The sequence below is a fragment of the Bhargavaea sp. GQ12 genome (genome assembly GCF_059758705.1).
Window position 1 is genome coordinate 56,331 of sequence record NZ_JCAXEU010000004.1, and the last position, 18,499, is coordinate 74,829.

Annotated in this window: 19 protein-coding genes; 8 read left to right on the forward strand and 11 right to left on the reverse strand. The window is 55.1% G+C overall.

Features of this window, described 5'->3' with window-relative positions; genetic code table 11:
* Positions 1–175: 175 nt before the first annotated feature.
* The gene (locus AC6CHQ_RS04915) at positions 176–376 is read left to right on the forward strand and encodes a cold-shock protein (RefSeq protein WP_092055193.1); all 201 of its coding nucleotides are present in this window, start codon (positions 176–178) and stop codon (positions 374–376) included.
* A gap of 56 nt (positions 377–432) precedes the next feature.
* Here AC6CHQ_RS04915 and AC6CHQ_RS04920 read toward each other — a convergent pair whose 3' ends face one another.
* Both AC6CHQ_RS04920 and AC6CHQ_RS04925 read right to left on the reverse strand, forming a co-directional pair.
* Positions 433–654 carry a hypothetical protein gene (locus tag AC6CHQ_RS04920; protein ID WP_092055191.1) on the reverse strand — a complete coding sequence of 74 codons (222 nt, stop codon included), beginning with the start codon at positions 652–654 and terminating at the stop codon, positions 433–435.
* Between the two features lie 29 nt (positions 655–683).
* Positions 684–1,124, reverse strand: coding sequence for a MarR family winged helix-turn-helix transcriptional regulator (locus tag AC6CHQ_RS04925; protein WP_251238613.1), 441 nt, complete (start codon positions 1,122–1,124; stop codon positions 684–686).
* Positions 1,125–1,269: 145 nt separating this feature from the next.
* Between AC6CHQ_RS04925 and AC6CHQ_RS04930 the strand changes: the two genes are divergently transcribed.
* From AC6CHQ_RS04930 to AC6CHQ_RS04945, 4 genes are all read left to right on the forward strand, one after another.
* Positions 1,270–1,767, forward strand: coding sequence for a CarD family transcriptional regulator (locus tag AC6CHQ_RS04930; protein ID WP_251238614.1), 498 nt, complete (start codon positions 1,270–1,272; stop codon positions 1,765–1,767).
* Positions 1,768–2,034: 267 nt separating this feature from the next.
* Positions 2,035–4,185 (forward strand): MMPL family transporter, encoded by a 2,151-nt coding sequence (locus AC6CHQ_RS04935; RefSeq protein WP_498081015.1) that lies wholly within the window; start codon positions 2,035–2,037, stop codon positions 4,183–4,185.
* Between the two features lie 141 nt (positions 4,186–4,326).
* Positions 4,327–5,262 (forward strand): ABC transporter permease subunit, encoded by a 936-nt coding sequence (locus tag AC6CHQ_RS04940; protein ID WP_251238616.1) that lies wholly within the window; start codon positions 4,327–4,329, stop codon positions 5,260–5,262.
* Entirely contained in the window at positions 5,259–6,152 is an 894-nt protein-coding gene (locus AC6CHQ_RS04945; protein WP_498081016.1) for an ABC transporter permease subunit, read from the forward strand. The genes AC6CHQ_RS04940 and AC6CHQ_RS04945 overlap by 4 nt, the downstream gene beginning before the upstream one ends.
* Positions 6,153–6,187: 35 nt before the next feature.
* Here the strand turns inward: AC6CHQ_RS04945 and AC6CHQ_RS04950 are convergent, their stop codons facing one another.
* The 6 genes from AC6CHQ_RS04950 to AC6CHQ_RS04975 all read right to left on the reverse strand — a co-directional run bounded on the left by AC6CHQ_RS04950 (position 6,188) and on the right by AC6CHQ_RS04975 (position 9,451).
* Positions 6,188–6,352 (reverse strand): hypothetical protein, encoded by a 165-nt coding sequence (locus AC6CHQ_RS04950; protein WP_251238618.1) that lies wholly within the window; start codon positions 6,350–6,352, stop codon positions 6,188–6,190.
* 30 nt (positions 6,353–6,382) lie between these two features.
* A complete protein-coding gene (locus AC6CHQ_RS04955; protein WP_092055177.1) occupies positions 6,383–6,571 on the reverse strand; it encodes a hypothetical protein in 189 nt (62 codons plus the stop codon).
* 178 nt (positions 6,572–6,749) lie between these two features.
* Positions 6,750–7,661 carry an EamA family transporter gene (locus tag AC6CHQ_RS04960; protein WP_251238619.1) on the reverse strand — a complete coding sequence of 304 codons (912 nt, stop codon included), beginning with the start codon at positions 7,659–7,661 and terminating at the stop codon, positions 6,750–6,752.
* 214 nt (positions 7,662–7,875) lie between these two features.
* Positions 7,876–8,343 (reverse strand): hypothetical protein, encoded by a 468-nt coding sequence (locus tag AC6CHQ_RS04965; protein ID WP_424237649.1) that lies wholly within the window; start codon positions 8,341–8,343, stop codon positions 7,876–7,878.
* A gap of 76 nt (positions 8,344–8,419) precedes the next feature.
* Complete coding sequence (locus tag AC6CHQ_RS04970) at positions 8,420–8,791, reverse strand: iron chaperone (RefSeq protein WP_424237648.1); 372 nt, start codon at positions 8,789–8,791, stop codon at positions 8,420–8,422.
* Positions 8,792–8,809: 18 nt separating this feature from the next.
* Positions 8,810–9,451, reverse strand: a complete 642-nt coding sequence (locus AC6CHQ_RS04975) for a pentapeptide repeat-containing protein (RefSeq protein WP_498081017.1) — start codon at positions 9,449–9,451, stop codon at positions 8,810–8,812.
* Positions 9,452–9,687: 236 nt separating this feature from the next.
* On the opposite strand from AC6CHQ_RS04975, the gene AC6CHQ_RS04980 reads away from it, so the two are divergent.
* Together AC6CHQ_RS04980 and AC6CHQ_RS04985 are read left to right on the forward strand one after the other, a co-directional pair.
* On the forward strand, positions 9,688–10,833 hold the full coding sequence (locus AC6CHQ_RS04980; RefSeq protein ID WP_498081018.1) for a zinc-dependent alcohol dehydrogenase: 1,146 nt from the start codon (positions 9,688–9,690) through the stop codon (positions 10,831–10,833).
* A gap of 271 nt (positions 10,834–11,104) precedes the next feature.
* A complete protein-coding gene (locus AC6CHQ_RS04985; protein ID WP_092055165.1) occupies positions 11,105–11,887 on the forward strand; it encodes an RsiV family protein in 783 nt (260 codons plus the stop codon).
* Between the two features lie 51 nt (positions 11,888–11,938).
* Here the strand turns inward: AC6CHQ_RS04985 and AC6CHQ_RS04990 are convergent, their stop codons facing one another.
* Positions 11,939–12,901: a bile acid:sodium symporter family protein gene (locus tag AC6CHQ_RS04990; RefSeq protein ID WP_498081019.1), complete on the reverse strand. Its 963-nt coding sequence runs from the start codon at positions 12,899–12,901 to the stop codon at positions 11,939–11,941.
* A gap of 128 nt (positions 12,902–13,029) precedes the next feature.
* Between AC6CHQ_RS04990 and AC6CHQ_RS04995 the strand changes: the two genes are divergently transcribed.
* Complete coding sequence (locus AC6CHQ_RS04995; protein WP_251238622.1) at positions 13,030–14,169, forward strand: CAP domain-containing protein; 1,140 nt, start codon at positions 13,030–13,032, stop codon at positions 14,167–14,169.
* 45 nt (positions 14,170–14,214) lie between these two features.
* On the opposite strand, the gene AC6CHQ_RS05000 is transcribed toward AC6CHQ_RS04995, so the two are convergent.
* Together AC6CHQ_RS05000 and AC6CHQ_RS05005 are read right to left on the reverse strand one after the other, a co-directional pair.
* The gene (locus AC6CHQ_RS05000; RefSeq protein WP_498081020.1) at positions 14,215–14,772 is read right to left on the reverse strand and encodes a superoxide dismutase family protein; all 558 of its coding nucleotides are present in this window, start codon (positions 14,770–14,772) and stop codon (positions 14,215–14,217) included.
* A 467-nt stretch (positions 14,773–15,239) separates the two neighbouring features.
* On the reverse strand, positions 15,240–18,404 hold the full coding sequence (locus AC6CHQ_RS05005) for an efflux RND transporter permease subunit (RefSeq protein ID WP_498081021.1): 3,165 nt from the start codon (positions 18,402–18,404) through the stop codon (positions 15,240–15,242).
* Positions 18,405–18,499: the final 95 nt, after the last annotated feature.

Genomic DNA, 18,499 nt, shown 5'->3' on the forward strand with positions numbered 1-18,499 from the left:
TCTCAAAAGTCTTAATCATTTCCCTTGCAATGATCTGGATGGGCTGTTATGATGTAGAAGAATTATTTTTGTTCGGCAATGACGTTCGGATGGATTTCAGTTCATCCTGACACATCAAGACTTGAGCAAGGATAGTAACACATGTGTGTCGAACGGCACCAAGGAGGAAACAAACATGGAACAAGGTAAAGTAAAATGGTTTAACGCAGAAAAAGGCTTCGGTTTCATCGAGCGCGAAGATGGCGACGATGTATTCGTACACTTCTCCGCTATCCAGCAAGACGGCTTCAAGTCCCTTGATGAAGGTCAGGAAGTAGAATTCGAAATCGAAGAAGGCCCACGCGGACTTCAAGCTGCGAACGTCTCCAAGATCTAATCTGAGACTTCCATCCCAAAACGCCGTCTCCCTCGGGAGACGGCGTTTTTTTGTATTCAATAAGGATTGGCGAGCAGGAAGCCCATCAGCAGCAGTGCCACGATCAGGAGGTTCCATCCCCGCTTTTCCCCTTCCTTCGGCCGGATGACCCGGTAGACGAAGGCGATCGCAAATGCGAGGAACATGAACCTGAACAGCTCTCGGTTGAATATGGAAGCCACCAGGATCACCAATGCAATCCCGAAAAGGATCTTCTCGGCCAATGACAGATTCCTCAATCGGATTCCCTCCCATAATGACTCTTACCTTACGGTTCCCTATTCTTTAGTTCCCAATCCACCGCCAGGATCTCCTTAAGCGCTGCAACACTGTCGGGCCCGATTGCCTCGGCGATTTTCTCTTCCAGTTCCAATTTCAGCCGTTCATTCTTCCTATAGCACTCGTGTCCAAGCTCAGTCAGCCGGACGCGCTTCACTTTTTTATTCCGCTCATCATCAGCTACTTCGACAAGACCCTTTTCTGACATTTTGCGGATCAGCTTGTGGGTTGCCTGGCGGGTGATATCCACCTGCCTGCTCACCTCGGCGATGGTCGGTTCTCCTCCATCGATCCTCGCCATGAGGAACCATTCCGAATTGGAAATGGGAAGGTCTCCCCGTTTATTCCAGCGTTCCTCCGCGAGGCGGCGAAGCTGGAAGTGCCGCTCCCCCAATAAATCGATCAAATCCAGGCGGCGTATGTCCGACATATCAACATTCCTCTCTTCGGCCAATCATTAACGGGTTTATCATGACAAGCATGCGGCACATTGTCAACTAAATTGACAAATCCCGCAAGCTGGCGTATACTGAATGTAAACCAGGTTGACGAAATACCATAAGGAGGCCATGCGGATGTTTGAGATTGGTGATGTTGTTATCTACGCAGAGCACGGACTATGCAGAATCGATGACATTTGTGAAAAGGATCTGTTTGGCGAGAAACGGCTGTATTATGTGATCCATCCCCTTTCCGAGACGTCGCTAAAGATCAGCACGCCGGTGGATGCAAAAAAGAAAAAAGTCATGAGGACCATGGACCGTTCCGAAGCCGAAGAGCTGCTCGAGGTGTTCGGAAGAGGGGACATCGAGTGGATCGACGACGCAAAGCAGCGGGCACGCACCTATCATAACCTTGTCCAAACGGGCGAGAGGGAAAAGATCGCTGCCGTGGCCGGCGCCCTTATGGACAAAAAACTCAACACTGACCAGAAAATGTACGATCAGGACCGCAAAATCCTGAACACTGTCCAAAGTCTTCTGTTCAGGGAGATGGCCATGTCCCTCGGCACCACCGTGGATGACGTGGCGGAACAGGTGGAAGAGCAGCTCCTGGCCGGAGTCCCTCAATAACACGTAACGCAAAACGCATCCCGGAAACGGGGTGCGTTTTTTTGTGGGAAGAGCCGCGCACCCGCGCGGGCATCATCTCGCCGGCTTGGTGTACTTTCACATCGGCTTGGTGTACTTTCGCGCCAGCTTGATGTACTTTCGCATCGTCTTGGTGTACTTTCGCATCGGCTTGGTGTACTTTCGCCTCCATTCCCCCTCTTTAACGCCCGCACTTCCCGCACGACAAACCCTCTTCCTCTCATGTAAACTATTGGAGAAAAACAATCTATGATTGACCTGAAAGGAAGAAGCCTTTTGCGCACGTTAGCGAATTTCGTCATCCGGTTCCCGAAGTGGGTCATCGCGGTCTGGATTCTGATCGCCGGGTTCATGGCCTACCAGGCAGTTCAGCTGCCTGGCGTCCTCGAGGGGGACGGGTTCCGGATGGACGGGGAATATGAACAAGTGGCCGACCGCCTGACGGATGAATTCGGCCTGCCGGCGGAGACGATGTTCCTCGTCTTTGAAAACATGACTGATGAGGAAATCAAGACGGCCGTCTCGGACGTAGAGGATCTCGGACTCGCAGAGGAGATCGTCTCTCCACTGGAGGACGGCTCCCTCTACACTGAGGAACTGTCCTACGCGCTTCTTCATTTTGAAGAAAACGCGGATATGAGTGAAGCGGTTTCCGCCATCCAGGAAACCGCCGATCATGACGGCGCCGTCCTTACCGGCGGCACCGCGATCAGCGAAGACATTAACAAAGCGAGCCAGCGCGACCTGGTCAAAGCGGAAGCGATCGGACTGCCAATCGCGCTTGTCGTCTTGCTTCTCGCATTCGGTTCGGTCGTCGCGGCACTTGTGCCGTTCTTTGTCGGGATCGCCACGATCATCACGACATTCGGCACGATGACTTTGATCGGCCAATCGATGGACCTGTCAATTTTCATGCTGAACATCGTGCCGATGCTCGGACTTGCACTGAGCATCGACTTCTCGCTTCTGTTCATCAACCGTTACCGCGAGGAACGGAAAAAGCAGTCGGTCGAGGGAGCAGTCCGGACAACGATCCTCACCGCGGGACGATCTGTCCTGTTTTCGGCGTTCTGTGTGTTTATCGGACTGGGTGCCCTGTTCATCATCCAGATCGACCTGTTCAAGAACATCGGCGTCGGCGGCATGGCGGTCGTCTCGCTGGCCGTCCTGTCGTCACTCACCCTGCTTCCGGCCGTTCTGCTCGTTCTCGGCGACCGGCTGAACAAGTGGACCATCCTCAAGGTGAAAGAGGAAGGCGCGAGCGGCTGGCGCAAGTTTGCGGAACGTGTCATTAAGCGTCCCGTTCTTGTCACAATCGGCGCCCTCCTTATCCTCGGAGTCTTCATGATTCCGGTAAAGGACATGGAACTGACCATTCCGGAGATGGACTCGCTCCCGGCGTCCAATGATACCCGCCAGGCGTTCGAGAAGATCGAAGTTGAATTCGGCCTGTCCAACTCCACGGCCTACCTCATTGCAGAGCGCGAGGGCGGTTGGGAAGACGAAGATGGCATCCGCGAAATCGAGAAACTGCAGGACGCTCTTCTCGATGACCGCCGCACCGATGAAGTCTCCACTATCTTCACCGAAGGCGAGATCGAAGATGCCGACACCTGGCTGCAGGCCACCCAGATGCCGGAGACTGCCGCAGCTGTCGAGCCGCTCCTCAATTCCTTTATCGAAGGCGACTCGCTCCTCGTCCCGGTCACCCTGAAGCCGGAAGGCGCGTCGGCCGAGGCCCAGGAGTGGGCGCGCGACTGGGCGGAAAAGGATACCGAGTGGAACCTCTCAGTCGGCGGCTATCCGAAATTCAACCAGGAAATCTTTGATGAGATCTGGGACAAGATCATCTACGTGCTCGCGATCATCATCGTCTCGACGTACATCATCCTGATGATCGCGTTCCGCTCCGTCCTGATTCCGCTGAAGGCGATTATCATGAACGTCATCGGCCTGTCCGCGGCATTTGGCGCGCTCGTCTACATCTTCCAGTACGGTCACTTCGGCCTGGAAGCGGGCACGATTGCGCTGATCATCCCGGTACTCGTCTTTAGTCTCGTCTTCGGACTCAGCATGGACTATGAGGTGTTCCTCATCTCGCGTATCCAGGAAGAGTACACGAAGGACTATGACAACGACCGCGCAACCGTCGAAGGCCTTGCTGCGACAAGCAAGATCATCACGTCCGCGGCACTGATCATGATCGTTCTCACCGGTGCCTTCGCGTTCACCGAAGTCATGCCGGTCAAGCAGATCGGTGTCGGCATTGCGATCGCCGTCGCCATCGATGCCACGATCATCCGACTCCTCCTCGTGCCGAGCCTCATGAAGCTGTTCGGCAAGTGGAACTGGTGGATGCCGTTCCGGAAAGGGCCTTATAAGGGCGGGAATTGGCATTAAGTAAAATCTAACCTGACAAAAGCGGCTTGCCCGATTCCGGAGCAGCCGCTTTCATTTTTATCGCCAATTTCTAGATAATTAGAATTACTCTTGTAGTATAATTTATGAAATAGTTCCTTTTACATACAGGGGTGTTTCTTCTTGATCAAAACCATCTCACTCCGGACAGCCGTCTGGCTTTTCTCATTCGTGATTCTTGTATTGCTTCTTCTCATCCCGATGGACACCGTTTTTGAGGAGGGACGAGGCGGCTCGTTCATGGGTGCCACTTATGACTACCAAATCCAGAACCACGTCGCCAATATCCAATCCTTCTACACGTACATTTACGAAACCGGAGGGCTGGGCACGGATGAAGCAGGCCGCCCGATCGTGGACCAGGTCACATCCGTCTTTTTGCGGAGTATGCTCATTTTCATGCCGGCCATCCTCATCGGATTCTTCGTTGGCATCGCCAAAGGAATTTTCGATTTCAACGTAAGAAAAACAAAGGCGAAGTTCATCGGACAGCCGGCCACCATCGGCTTTTTGTCTGTGCCGGATATCGCCATCATCGTTTTTATTCAACTGATGGTGCTCCTCCTTCAAAGCTACGGCCTGGTCGAGATCGATCTGTTCGGTCACGATAAAATCGATAATGTCCTGATGAATATCCTTTACCTGTCGATTTATCCGGTCATGTTCATCGCGAATATCACATTCAAGACGCTTGAGACCGAGCAGGGCCTGGACTATATCCGCACCGCGCGCTCAAAAGGGACCGGAGAACTGAAAATCTTGTATCGGCACATGCTGAAAAACGGCCTGCCGAAAATACTGGCGTACTCCAACACCATGGTCCTCTACACCCTTTCGAATCTGTTTATCGTTGAAGTGTTCACGGAATACAGGGGTGCGGCCTTTTACATGTATCATACGCTCGGGAGTTCGACCAATTTTTATGTCGGCGCGCTCATCTCCCCGAATATCATTTCGCAAATCGGCTATATCTTCATGTTCACCCTTGTGATCCTGGCCTTCAGCATCGTGTCAGGGGTGGCTCGTTCAGCCATTTCGCCACTGGAGGATGAACGATGAACCGGACATTATGGATCGGATCCGCCATGATCGGAACCATACTGATCATGATCTTATTCGGCCCTTATCTGCCATTGGTGGATGGCTCGATGGACCGGACGCTCGTTTTGAGGGATTCGGATGGCACGCTGCTCGCTCCCCCCATCCCGCCGTCCGACGATTTTCTCATCGGAACGGACCGGAAGGGAGTGGATCTCTGGTCCAAGGTGATCATCGGGGCCAGGGAGACTTTCTACATACTCGGCGTGATTGTGGCAGTTCGCATAGTGGCAGCCCTTCTCATTTCAATAGGCGCGTTTTACTTGAAGAGCCTGCGCTTTCTGATGAATCTGTGGAACTCCTTCTTTTCATTTATGCCGACGATCTTCATCATCTGCATTTTGCTGGCGATTCCCGGCGTGATGTTCTCCGATCACCGGTCCTTCTGGGTGCTCGTCATCATCTCGGCCGTCGAGGTCGGGAGGTTGGCCATGGTGTTTTACGAAAACCTGCAACAACAGCGGAAACAGACCTACATGGAGGCCGCCATCACAAACGGAGGCAGCAGATGGACGCTATTCAAGAATTATTATTGGCCGTCCCTTGTGAGGGAACTCGTCATTACGACTCCGATGGAAGCGGGCCGGTCGATGATCCTGCTCGTCCAATTGGGCGTCATTGGCATTTACGTCAATCAGCAATTCTTCTCGCAAATGGACAGGAGTTACCGGGCCGTCGAAACATCCGATTCTTGGCCTGTTCTTTTAAGCAATCTTCAGCAGGACATCTATTCGGCCCAGTGGATTCCGATTGCCGCGCTGGTCGCGATGACGTTTTCCATCATCGGCTTTTACCTGTTGGCAGAAGGCCTGAAAAAGCTTCAGGCCAGGAAGGTACGGCGTGAAATCTAAATTGCAGCAAATGAAAAGCAGCCGACCCGTGACGGTCAGCTGCTTTCCTTTTTTTCCGGGATGAACAGGCCCGCAATGTAAAAGCAGCCGATGCCCAAAAGGATTTTCAACAGTGTTCCGATGATCCCAAGCCCATCAATCGTCAGAACGAAGATAAAGGAGCCAATCAGGATAAATAAGCATCCCATTGCCCACCTCATGATGCAGCCCCCTTTACACCCGCCTATGCATCAGGATTGCCGGCTCTGTTCCCATGGACTCGGTTTGTTAGCCCACTCCCAGATTGCCAGGATTACGAAGGCGGCCAGGGCCACGCCCAGATTATCGGCAAGCCGAATCTCACCCGGCCCCACCGATTGCCAGATGCATGCGACCACAAATAACATCATCGGAAATCTGATCAGTTTCATTAATTCCATTTAGCCCTTCCCCCCTGTTTACCACCATCCGAAAAGATTTGAAAACAACAGGACCCCGAGCAGGAACCCGGCCCCGAACAAAAGGAATCGAATGATGTTTTTCCGCTTGTCCATCTGACCCACCTCCTGCTTTACAGCCTCTTTATTCCATCCTAGCATAATTTCCCTGCAACATCCGCTACTCCGCTGCGGGTTTCTTGCTGAACGCCATAAAGACAATCATGGCGATGATGGCAGCCGTCCCGGCCCATTGGAACCCGCCGAACGGCTCGTTCAGCCAGAAAACCGTCGTCAGTACGGCGGCAAGCGGTTCGAGGCTTCCCAGAAGACTGGTTTCCTTCGGCAGCAGGCTCTGCAGGCTCTCGATGTAAAACCAGAAAGCGATCATCGTGCCGAAGATGATGACAAATGCGATGTAGCCGAAAGCTTCCGCCGTCAGACCCGACAGGCCGATCCGCCAGGGCGGATGGATAAAGCTCAGCGCAACCCCGCCGATGACCATCGCCCAGCCGACAATGACCAAAGAGTCGTACCTCGCGAGAAGCGGGATGGCATACAGCGTGTAGAAAGCCAGGGAGACCCCTGAGAGAACGCCCCAGATAATGGCCGGAGCCGGCACGGAAAGACCTGAGAGCGAGCCGTTGGTCAACAAAAGAAAACAGCCACCCAGCGCAAGGACAACCGTAACCAGATCCTGCCGGCCGAATACAGTCTGCCGGCGGATGACCAGCCAGAAAATGATCATGACCGGCGCCAGGTATTGGAGCAATGTGGCCACCGCGGCATTGCCGTGCCGGATAGAGGCCATATATGTATATTGGACCGCCAGCATGCCGAGAAGTCCGAAAACGACGAGTTGAGCGCCGGTCCGTTTTTCTTTCCAGACACCCAGGACCTGGGAGCGGTCTTTCAGGAAAAACTGGATGCCGAGCAAAAGCACCCCGGCGATCAGCAGCCGCGTCGAAACCAGCCAATTGACCTCAATCCCATACTCCTGAAAAAGTTTTTGGGCGACCGTGCCGCCGACGCCCCATAAAGTGGCGCCGATAATCACAAGCAGGAATCCTGTTCTTCTTGCAGCATCCCCCAACACACTTCACCTTCCATTTCCCCGGTCAAACAATAAGACGCTTCCGTTTCAGGAAAGCGCCTCTCTTGATGGTGTCATCGCTGTTTTGCACAGAACGGGCAGACTGCCTCGCTCACTGATCCACTTCGTAGAATACCCAGAAACTCAGCAGGACGCCGATAATGACGAGGATAAAGATGGCGATGAACGCCATCACAAACTTTTTCCCGTCCATTTAACGGGCGCCTCCCGATTGCAGGCGGAAACCTTCTTCATTCAGATAGACATGGGCTTCTTTCGCAGAGCCGAACCCTTCCTCCAGGTTTTCTTTGAAATACAGGTTGAAGTAGCCGTTCTCTTCCTTTAGGTGGAGTTGAGTGCCTTCACGATTCACCCAAACCTCGTCGACAGGCTCTCCTGCAGGATCACTCGAAAGATAGCGGATCGCTTCCGCAAGCACTTCTTCCATTTCCTCCGCTGAGAAATCCCGGATGTTGATAAAGCCTTTTTTGTCAGCCTCATACTGCGGGAGCTTGCCGACATAAACGAATCCATTGCCGTTTTCGTGCAGGTGACGCACGACAATTTTCTTCTCATGAAGCGATTCTTCGAAATGATAGTTCACTCGGCCCATTGATACTTCCTTCCGGGTCAGTTCCGGAAATTTTGCAATGATGGCTTCTTTTTCTTGAAAACTGAGCATGCTAAAACACCTTCCTTGTCTTTTCCTGTATTGATGGAATGCAGTCCCTTCGGATTCGCCGGGCACTCGCCCTCTTTCAACTCCGCCAGAAAGTCGTGCAGTCCGCTTTGTCTTCAATGTTGAACTCTATGAACTTACGGAGCAGTCCGTAATCCATCTCCTTTTTCCACGGCATGCGTACCAGTTCCTTCGTATGTGCAAATCCTGCAGCCCCGATGTCATCAGCGAACTCGATCATCGCTGCCTGTTCAGGGGCGACGGACAAGTGGTTTTTGGCGACGCTGAAGCCGATGATGTACGTGCCGTGATCCGTGAACATCGGCTGGTTCCACTTGATCACCGGCTCAAGGCCGGGGAAGGTATCGGCAACCCAACGGAGCACTTCCTCCGTCCGGTCCCGGTGATCCTGATTGTCGATGCCTTTCAGAAATCCGGCAAACGCCTCCATAGGTGCACCTCCTGTCTTTTAATCTTCCTCCACGACCAGCCCGAATGTCCGTGCAAATCCGATCGCCTGCTCACGTGTCACTTTGCATCCCGGGAGCTTCGACGGCGTGACCGTGATTCGGCTGAACTCCGCTTTCGTCAGGTCGATGCCATCAAGCGAGGTATCGAGGAAACTGATGTCATCGAGCCGGTTTCTTCCGAATGCAACGCCCTTCATGGAACAGTCGACGAAGTCCGCAGATTCCAGCTCGCATCCTTCAAAGACCACTTGGCGCAACTTGGAGAAGTTGAAGCTCGAGTAGCGACCGCCGCAGTCCGAAAATTTTACGTCCCGAAGCATCGATTCGCTGAAGATAGCACCGGTCAGCTTGGTCCCGCGGAACTCACAACGGTGCAGCGAAGAGCGGGAAAAGTCCGCATTCGACAGGTCACATCCTTCGAATACGACATCCAGCAATTCTGAAGCGGGTGCGCGAAAACCGCGGAAGTCGGTTTTCCGGAACAGGACACCATCGAAAATGACACGGCCGTCCGAGGTTGCCTGCCCGCCTTCCACACACACCGCTCTGACGGAAGCATCCTCTTCGTCAAATGCCTCTTCCCACCCGGATTCCGGCAGTAACTTATTTATTTTTGGCGCCCGGACCTTTATGTCGGTCATCTTGTCCACCACTCGGAAAGGATGATGAACAGGATTACCACGCAGATTGCGAGTACGTAAAACCACATCGGCACACTGTCCATTCCGAAAATCATGCGCTCTCCTCCAGGCCCGCCGATTGCGGGTTTTCATGTTCCAAGTATACCTGTCCGTCCGCTCCGGCGCATCCCCGGCGTTTATCCGGCATGGAAACCGGAAACTTATGAAGAAGACACCTTAAAGGAGGAGTTTGTTCAATGAGAGCCGTCACTTTCCAGGGTACCAAGGACATCCAGGTCAAGAATGTGGAAACACCGAAGATTGAGAAAGACGATGACATCATCATCCGCATCACCTCCACAGCCATCTGCGGCTCGGATCTGCACATCTACGCCGGTTCCATCATGACACGTCCGGGATATGTCATTGGACACGAACCGATGGGCATCGTCGAAGAAGTCGGCCCCGCCGTGACAAAAGTGAAAAAGGGTGACAGGGTCGTCATCCCGTTCAACGTGGCCTGCGGCGAATGCTGGTACTGCACGCATGACATGGAGAGCCAATGTGACCACCCCGATACGAATCCGACACCGGGCACCGACTTCGGCGGCTATTTCGGCTACACGGAAATGTTCGGCAACCACCCGGGCGGACAGGCCGAGTACATGCGCGTGCCATTCGGAAACTTCCTGCCATTTGTTATCCCGGAATCGGCCGAAGTACCGGATGAAGCTGTCCTCTTCATGTCTGACGTCCTCCCGACCGCCTACTGGAGCGTACTCCACTCCGGCGTGAAAAAGGGAGACACGGTCATCGTGCTTGGATGCGGCCCGATCGGCCTCATGACCCAGAAGTTCGCCTGGATGATGGGCGCCAAGCGGGTCATCGGTGTCGATAACGTCCCTTACCGCCTGGCAAAAGCAAGGGAGATGAACAAAGTCGAGACGGTCACCTATCGCGACCCGGAAGAGACCGGCAACTATCTCAAGGAACTTACATCCGGCGGCGCCGATGTCGTCATCGACTGCGTTGGCATGGACGGCGAGAAGACCGCTCCCGAGAAAGTGCAGCAGAAGCTGAAGGTCCACGGCGGCTCGCTCACCGCGCTCCGTACCGCACACCGCGCCGTGCGCCGCTTCGGCACTGTCCAGCTTACCGGCGTTTACGGCCTGTGGTACAACGCATTCCCTCTTGGGCGCTTCTTTGAGCGCAACGTCACGATCAAGTCCGGGCAGGCACCTGTCCCGCACCTGATGCCGGAGCTGTTCAAGATGATCACGGAACACAAGCTTGATCCGACCGAGATCATCTCCCATATTGTCCCGCTCGAAGAAGCTCCGGTTGCCTACAAGACCTTTTTCGAGCATGGTGATGAATGCACCAAAGTCATCCTGAAACCGTAACCGTCTCTGAAAAGGGCTTTCCGATTACCGGGAAGCCTTTTTTGTATGCCGGAAAAAAGTGTTCCGGGCGGAAATAATTGTACAACTCTCGGGATATTAAAATCCATTCCGCCTTTGCCGGAATTGTCACAAAGCCTGCACCCACGCATGCTTTTGTCATTTTCCCTCCCTTTTCAAGGGAATCAATGGTATACTTGACGAATTAATAGGGGGGTCACCCGAACCATATAAATAACGGGTGGCCAAAAAATAGAAGGGCTGATTTACATCCATGAATACGCGAATGAAGCGGCCGGGCTGGCCTGCATGGACCATTTTGGCTGTGCTGGCCCTGTTCACGGTGTTCGGATTCGCCTTCTCGCAGACCGACGAACCGGCTGCGATCGGTGAGGATTCAGGCATTGCGGACGCGGCCGTCACGGAGGCCCGGGATACAATCGGGGGCCTCCGCCTTCAGACGGTAATAGAAGAGACGAAATGGTACACAATGGACATCAATACGGTGTCGGCGGACCACTCCAACGTGGAGAAGCCGATCACCAAGTGGATCGACGAGCAAAAAGCCCTCTTTGAAGGCAGCGTCGATAAATATAAAGAACAACTCGAAAACGGGGAGCGTGCCCATCTGAAGCTTACGGCAGAGGAATTGCCCCATGCCGGGGCGCTCTACAGCCTGCTTTACACCTCCTACCAGTACACCGGGGGCACGAACGGCATTACGAAAATCAAGCCGTTCAACATCGATCCGGTACAAGGCCAGATTGTCGAACTGTCGGATCTGTTTGATCTGACGGCTGATGGCGAGGCGATCCAGAAACTGGTGCGGGCCGAAATCCTCTCCCAGGAGCCGCTGGAAGAAAATCTTTTCGAAGATCTTCTCACCATGGCACTAAATGACCCGTCCTCCTGGAAATGGGCCATTCGAGAGGACCGGATCTCCGTTTATTTCGATGAATATGAAGTCGCAGCCGGTGCCGTAGGAATCGTCCGTGCGGACATACCGCTCGATCAACTGCGCGGTTTCCTGAAAGAGGAATACGCCGGACGGCTGTGACCCGGCTAATCCAAGACCCCAAGACGGGTCTTTTTTCTTTTCCCTTCCTTTTCACACAATATGCCCGTCAACTTCCATGCGGCGGTGGCGCCGTTCGATCACTTTGCCGAAAACAGCCGCCAGCACCTGCTGGAACAGCATGCCGCAGACCACCGGCAGCGCGACTTTCGCCGGGAAATAGACGGTCGCGATGACGACCCCGAGGGCGATATTCCGCATGCCTCCGTTAAAGACGAACATGACAGAGATGTCCGGGCTGTGTTTCCAAACTTTCTCCCCGACCAGCAGCGCAAACGCATATCCGGTTGCGGCAAGCAGCAGGACTCCCCCCAAAATCTTGAACAGTTCCAGGTCAAAATCCTTCAGATAAGGCGCGATCACACTGCTGTTGATGAGCACGATTGCGAAGATTGACAGCTTTGATACCGGTGAAAGCCTGGGGCCGAGCCGCTTTCCCGCCCCCCCTTTGGTCCACTCGTTCAGCAAGAGTCCCGCGAGCGAAGGCAGGACGACCATCAGCAGCAGATCCAGGACAAGCGCACCTCCATTCACCGGTACCCCCTGTCCCGCCACCACAAAGAGCGTGGCCGGGATAATCAGCGGGGCAAGCATGGTGTCGATGAGAATGATCGACAGGCAGAGCGCCAGGTTCCCCCGGTAGATGCTGACCCAGATGATGCTTGAAACCCCTGTCGGCACGGCCGCCGACAGGACAAACCCGATAGTCAGAAGGTGATCATCGAAAACCAGCACTGAAAACAGGTAGGCCCAGGCCGGGATGAGCAAATGAAGAAAGGCCAGACTCAACAATGCGGCCAGCGGATGGCGCACCGCATTCTTCAAGTCCATTACCCGCATCCCAAGGCTGCCCGCAAACGTCATGAGGGCAAATATCCATGGGACAAGACCCAGGAGCCGGCTTCCCATATCTGCAAGCAGCACGCCGGCAACCAGACAGAGCGGCGTGATGACCGGCATCCCCTTTTTCAGGAAGCCGTCGAAACGTTCCAGCATGCGTGATTCCTTCTCTCTCTGTATCGTTGGTGACCATTATACCCCTGGAACCTGCAGCTTTCGAACAGACGGATGCATGAATGTCCGATGTTGGTGGTAAAATGGAAAGATAAAGGAGGTGATTGTGCATGGTGAAACGGTTGTTCGGATTGATCCTGCTGGCCGTCATCGTTTTCATCGCCCGGCCGCTCTGGGAAGAGCCGCTTTCCCGCGTCGTCGATCTGTCATTCCTGGACCGGGTGGATGCACTGATAGCAGATATTGGCGGACAGCCCGCGTTCGACCAGGCCCTCGGCAAGCTGAATCAAGGGGCCAATTCCCTTTACGCCAAGCTGGAGCAGTCCGTGAAGGACGAGCGGGCACGACAGACTTCCGGCGGAGAGGCCGAGAAGCCGGAGCTCGAGCGTCCGGAATCCGTCCCGGTCACCGTGCACAACATCGGGATCGGGGACACCCGGGAAGTCGTCCAGGCAGAACTCGGTGAACCCGCCCGCTCCACGATGAACGAATACGGCGTCGAATGGCACGCCTACCATGACGGCTATCATAACTTCGCGATGGTGTCGTTCGACCCAGAAGGACGCGTCAACGGGCTATATACCAACCAGGACATCATCGCTTCCGCGAGCGGCATCGCCTACGGCTCCCAGAAAGCGTCGGTCCGCGCGGAATACGGGCGCCCGCTCGACCGGATCGTAAAGGGGCGCAGCGCGTTCCTGATCCAGAGCAACGGCGAGTATGACGTGTTCGAGCTGGACGGCAGCTATGTGACCATCTTCTATGACCTCCACCGGAACGATACTGTGACGGCCGTCCAGATCATAGAAAAGGAACTTGAGCAATCGCAGGATGCATTGTACGGAGCCGCCGATGCGGATCTGAAGGAAGGCTTCGAGCGGCAGCTGTTCGATCTGACGAACGCCGCGCGCGTGGCACACGGCTATGGCGCCCTCGACTGGGACGGGCGCACCGCCTCCACTGCTGTGCGGCACAGCGAGGACATGGCTGTGAACGACTACTTCGCCCACGAAAACCAGCAGGGCCAGTCACCGTTTGACCGCATGGCGGAAGACGGCATCCAGTTCCGCGGCGCAGGCGAAAACCTCGCCTACGGACAGCCGAGCAGCATCTTCGCCCACGAAGGCCTCATGAACTCGCTTGGCCACCGGAAAAATATCCTGAACGAAGACTTCCGCATGCTCGGGGTGGGGGTGGCCTTCAATGGCGAAGACCAGCCTTACTATACGGAAAACTTCCTGTTTAAATGAACAGAGGAAAACCGCACGCCGGACGCGTGCGGTTTTTTGTGTTCCTCATTTATTGAATGCGGCGCAGGCGATACGGTCGCCGGAATTCCCGGCCGGATCCGTCTTGTAGTCATCCGGCCCTGCATGGACAACGACTGCGCTGCCGTCTTCATCCAGCACATAGCCGGGATGTCCCTCCTTCAGGGAAAGATACTCCGACACCGTCTCAAGGTCCACCTTGCCCTCTTCGTCCACTTCAATGTTCGGAAGATCGCCGGCATGGAAACCTTTCGGATTATCAAATCCATGCTCCTTCTGATCCGGATTGTAGTGAGCACCGGCGGACTTGAAGTCAGGCGGTGTGCACTCACCCTTCTCATGGATATGGATCGCCTTCACTCCGGGTTCCAGCCCCTCCGCGGTGATGCGGATGCCGGTCCCCTGCTTGCCTCCCGTGAGAAGTACCGTCCCGACCGTCTCACCTTCTGTATTGATCAGGTCCGATTCAACGGCGGTCGTCACCCCTTCGCTCATAACCGGAATCTTCTCTTCCTTCCCCATCTGCATCCCGCATCCGGAAAGGATTACGGCTGCGGCAGCCGCTCCGTATATCCACTTTTTCATTTGTTTCCTCCTCCTTCCTTTGAGGATGGTCAAGGCGGAGAAAAGGTATTCATCGGCCGGGCACTGAGGCGACGGTGGCAGTGGAATTTGGAGTATGGAGCGCACGGTTGGAGTATGGCGGCGGCATTTGGAGTATGGGGTGCACGGTTGGAGTATGGCGGCGCCATTTGGGGTATGGGACGCACGGTTGGAGTATGGGACGCACGGTTGGAGTATGGCGGCGCCATTTGGAGTATGGGGCGCATGTTTGGAGTATGGCGGCGCCCCATGTGGCAACTCCGCAACCCATATGGCAACTCCACGGCCCATATGGCAACTTCCCAACCCATGCGGCAACTTCCCGACCCATATGGCAACTCCGCAACCCATGTGGCAACTTCACGGCCCATCTGGCAACTTCCCAACCCATGCGGCAACTCAAACACCAAAAAAGCACCCGCCCCCGAAGGGACAGGTGTCTGCACAACTTATTCAGGTTCGACCATTGGCTTCTTGCGGAACTTCGCGAGGACTTCGTACACGATCGGTACGATGAGCAGCGTCAGCAACGTCGAGCTGACGAGGCCGCCGATGACCGTGATGCCGAGTCCTTTGGAGATCAGGCCGCCGCCTTCGGATCCGATGGCGAGCGGGATCAGGGCGAAGATCGTTGCGAGCGCCGTCATCAGGATCGGGCGGAGACGGGTGGCGCCGGCTTCAAGCAGAGCCTGACGCGTCGTTTCGCCTTCGTTTTCCTTGTGGATGACGCGGTCGATGAGGACGATCGCGTTCGTGACGACAATCCCGATCAGCATGAGCGCGCCGATCATGACGGACACCGAGATCGGTTCGTCCGCAATCCAGAGAGCCACGAAGCTTCCAATCAGGGCGAATGGCAGCGAGAACAGGATCGCGAATGGTGCCAGTGCGCCGCCGAATGTCACGACGAGCACGAAGTAGACAATGGCGATCGCCGCCAGCATGGCAAGGCCGAGCTGCGTGAACGACTCGTTGATCTGTTCGGTGATACCGCCAAATTCAACAGTTGAACCCGCAGGGAGATCCAGTCCGTCCACTTCTTCCTGGACTTCGCGGGAAATCGCCGTGGAATCCTTGCCGGTCACTTCAGCAGATACGGTCGTGTACAGCTTGCCGTTCCGGCGGGTCACCGTCGTCGGTGCTTCGCCTTCCTCGACTTCGGCAATTTCGCCGAGCTGGACCGTGCCGCCTAGAGCGGTCGGGACTTCAGTTGTTTCAAGGGATTCAAACGTGCCGAATTCCTTTTCTTCGACGGCGACAAAGACGTCAAGCGTCTCGCCGTCATGTTTGACGGAGGTGAGAGCCGCTCCCTGGTTGCCCTCGTTCAGCGCCATGCCGATCTGCGCAGTGGTCAGGCCGAGTTCGGCGAGGCGCTGCTGGTCAGTGACGAAGGTGTACTGATCGTACGCTTCCGTCAGGTCGCTTTCGACCGCTTCCAGGCCGTCCGTGTTGTTCAGAATCTCTTCAACTTGGTCGGATGTGGCTTTCAGATCGTCTTCGTTGTCTGCATAGACGAACAGTTCGAAACCGCCGCTCATGGACGTGAAGTCCATCGAGCCCCATTCGCCTTTTTCGGATTCTTTGTTCAGTGACTCAACGAGTTTTTTCGGCTCTTCCGAGAAGTTTTCGAAGTCGGAATCATACTCGATGAAGAACAGTGCGGAGTTTGCGCCGCCGCCCATCATCATGCCCATTCCGCCTCCGGCTCCTTCGATCGAGAACTGATAGGACGTGACGCCCTTCCGATCTTCAAGAAGCTCTTCGGCGCGGGAGACGATTTCAAGTGTTTCTTCTTCAGGCTGGCCGGCTTCCGGATTGTAGGTCGCCATGACCACTTTCTGTTCTTCTTCAGGGATGAATGTGACCCCGATCAGAGGGACGAGCAGAAAACTCGCCGCTAGGAGCAGGACCGAGATGCCGCCCGTGATCCATTTGTGATTAAGCGCCCATTCCAGGATGCCCGTGTACCACTTGGCAAGGCGTCCCGGCTTCTCGGTCTTTTTCGCGACGCCGTTCCGGTTGCCGTAAAGCTGCTTCTTGAACAGCGAGTGCGACAGCATCGGTACGACCGTGATTGCGACGAGAAGTGATCCGAGAAGGGCGAACACGACCGCAAGCGCGAACGGCAGGAACATTTCGCCGACCTGGCCGGAAACGAGTGCGAGCGGCAAGAAGACCGCGATCGTGACAATCGTCGAGGATGCAATCGGAACGAACATTTCCTTCGTTGCCTCAAGGATCAGTTTCTTGCCCTTAAGCGGCTCTTCCGGCAGGTGCATCCTGCGGTAGATGTTCTCGACGACAACGATCGAGTCGTCGATGACCCGCCCGATCGCGACCGTGAGCGCGCCGAGCGTCATAATGTTCAGTGTGATGTCCATCCAGTTCAGGACAAGCAGCGCGAGGAGAAGCGACAGCGGGATCGAAATGACCGCGATGAACGTTGTCTTGATGCTTCTCAGGAAAAGCAGGATGATAATGATCGCGAACAGCGCACCGAAGAGCGCCTTCGACAGCATCGTTTCGACTGACTGTTCAATCGGCTCACCCTGGTCAAACGTAACGGCGATATCCACGCCATAGTCTTCTTCCAGTTTCTTGGCTTCATCTTTAATTCCGTTGACGACATCGACCGTGTTGGCGTCAGGGCTCTTGACGACCTGGATGCCGATCGAGTCTTCCCCGTTTGTGCGGGAGATCGACTCGGACTCGTTAATGACTTCGATGGTCGCCACATCGGAAAGGGCAACTGTCGGAAGTCCTGTCATGGCAGCCGGAGGCATCGCACCTGCGCCTGGAGCTGCCTGGCCTGCACCGGCACCTTGGCCGGCTTGCGCGCCATCAGCACCCGGCTGGCCGGCTCCCTGGGACGGAACTGCCGGAATCTGCAGGTTTTCCAGCGCCTCGAGCGAAGCGATGGATCCGTCGATCACAACATTCTTCATTGAGCCGTCAAGCTGGTTCAGCCCGAGCGGGAAGGCGATGTTGGATCCTTGGATGATTCCCGTGACCGTTTCGCGGTCGAGGCCTGCCTCGGCAAGCTTGGCATCGTCGAAGTCGATCCGGACTTCTTTCGACTTCTGGCCGCTTGCCTGGATATTGCCAACCCCTTCGACTTCTTCCATTGCCGGGACAATGTCCTTGACGGCGATTTCCGTCAGTTCGTCGAGGTCCTGGCCGTTGCCGGTGATGCTGAGGGCGACGACCGGGAAGGCATTAATGCTGATCCGGGAGATTGCCGGATCCTGTGCATCATCCGGAAGCGAGACGTTTTTCAGGACGCCCTCCACTTCCGTGACCGCCCGGTCCATGTCTTTCTCAAAATCGAACTCGAGTTGGATGGAAGAGATGTTCTCCATCGAGGAGGAGAGGATCGATTTCACACCCTCGACATTCCTCAGACTCTGCTCGACCGGGACGGTGACCGAATCGGCAACCTCATCCGGTGACGCACCCGGATAGACGGTCATGACCGACACGACCGGTACCGTGATGTCCGGCATCGACTCCTGCTTCATGGTGGCTGCAGAATAGATCCCCGCAGCAATGGCCATGATCGTCAGAAGCCAGATGGCGAACTTATTGTTGATGGAAAAGTTGATGATCTTTTTCAATCTTGCTTTCCTCCGTTCCTGTGACTGACCGGTCAGTTTACCTCTATTAGGATAAAGGAAACAGCAACCGGATACAATCATATGAGCCAGTTGTC

Bases quoted from the DNA above. Each gene is read 5' to 3' on its own strand.
- AC6CHQ_RS04965 (WP_424237649.1), bottom strand. From the start codon at position 8,343: ATGCTCAGTTTTCAAGAAAAAGAAGCCATCATTGCAAAATTTCCGGAA.
- AC6CHQ_RS04990 (WP_498081019.1), bottom strand. From the start codon at position 12,901: ATGCTGGAACGTTTCGACGGCTTCCTGAAAAAGGGGATGCCGGTCATC.
- AC6CHQ_RS04980 (WP_498081018.1), top strand. From the start codon at position 9,688: ATGAGAGCCGTCACTTTCCAGGGTACCAAGGACATCCAGGTCAAGAAT.
- AC6CHQ_RS05000 (WP_498081020.1), bottom strand. From the start codon at position 14,772: ATGAAAAAGTGGATATACGGAGCGGCTGCCGCAGCCGTAATCCTTTCC.
- AC6CHQ_RS04925 (WP_251238613.1), bottom strand. From the start codon at position 1,124: ATGTCGGACATACGCCGCCTGGATTTGATCGATTTATTGGGGGAGCGG.
- AC6CHQ_RS04945 (WP_498081016.1), top strand. From the start codon at position 5,259: ATGAACCGGACATTATGGATCGGATCCGCCATGATCGGAACCATACTG.
- AC6CHQ_RS04955 (WP_092055177.1), bottom strand. From the start codon at position 6,571: ATGGAATTAATGAAACTGATCAGATTTCCGATGATGTTATTTGTGGTC.
- AC6CHQ_RS04995 (WP_251238622.1), top strand. From the start codon at position 13,030: ATGGTGAAACGGTTGTTCGGATTGATCCTGCTGGCCGTCATCGTTTTC.
- AC6CHQ_RS04950 (WP_251238618.1), bottom strand. From the start codon at position 6,352: ATGAGGTGGGCAATGGGATGCTTATTTATCCTGATTGGCTCCTTTATC.
- AC6CHQ_RS04985 (WP_092055165.1), top strand. From the start codon at position 11,105: ATGAATACGCGAATGAAGCGGCCGGGCTGGCCTGCATGGACCATTTTG.
- AC6CHQ_RS04915 (WP_092055193.1), top strand. From the start codon at position 176: ATGGAACAAGGTAAAGTAAAATGGTTTAACGCAGAAAAAGGCTTCGGT.
- AC6CHQ_RS04975 (WP_498081017.1), bottom strand. From the start codon at position 9,451: ATGACCGACATAAAGGTCCGGGCGCCAAAAATAAATAAGTTACTGCCG.
- AC6CHQ_RS04970 (WP_424237648.1), bottom strand. From the start codon at position 8,791: ATGGAGGCGTTTGCCGGATTTCTGAAAGGCATCGACAATCAGGATCAC.
- AC6CHQ_RS04930 (WP_251238614.1), top strand. From the start codon at position 1,270: ATGTTTGAGATTGGTGATGTTGTTATCTACGCAGAGCACGGACTATGC.
- AC6CHQ_RS04935 (WP_498081015.1), top strand. From the start codon at position 2,035: ATGATTGACCTGAAAGGAAGAAGCCTTTTGCGCACGTTAGCGAATTTC.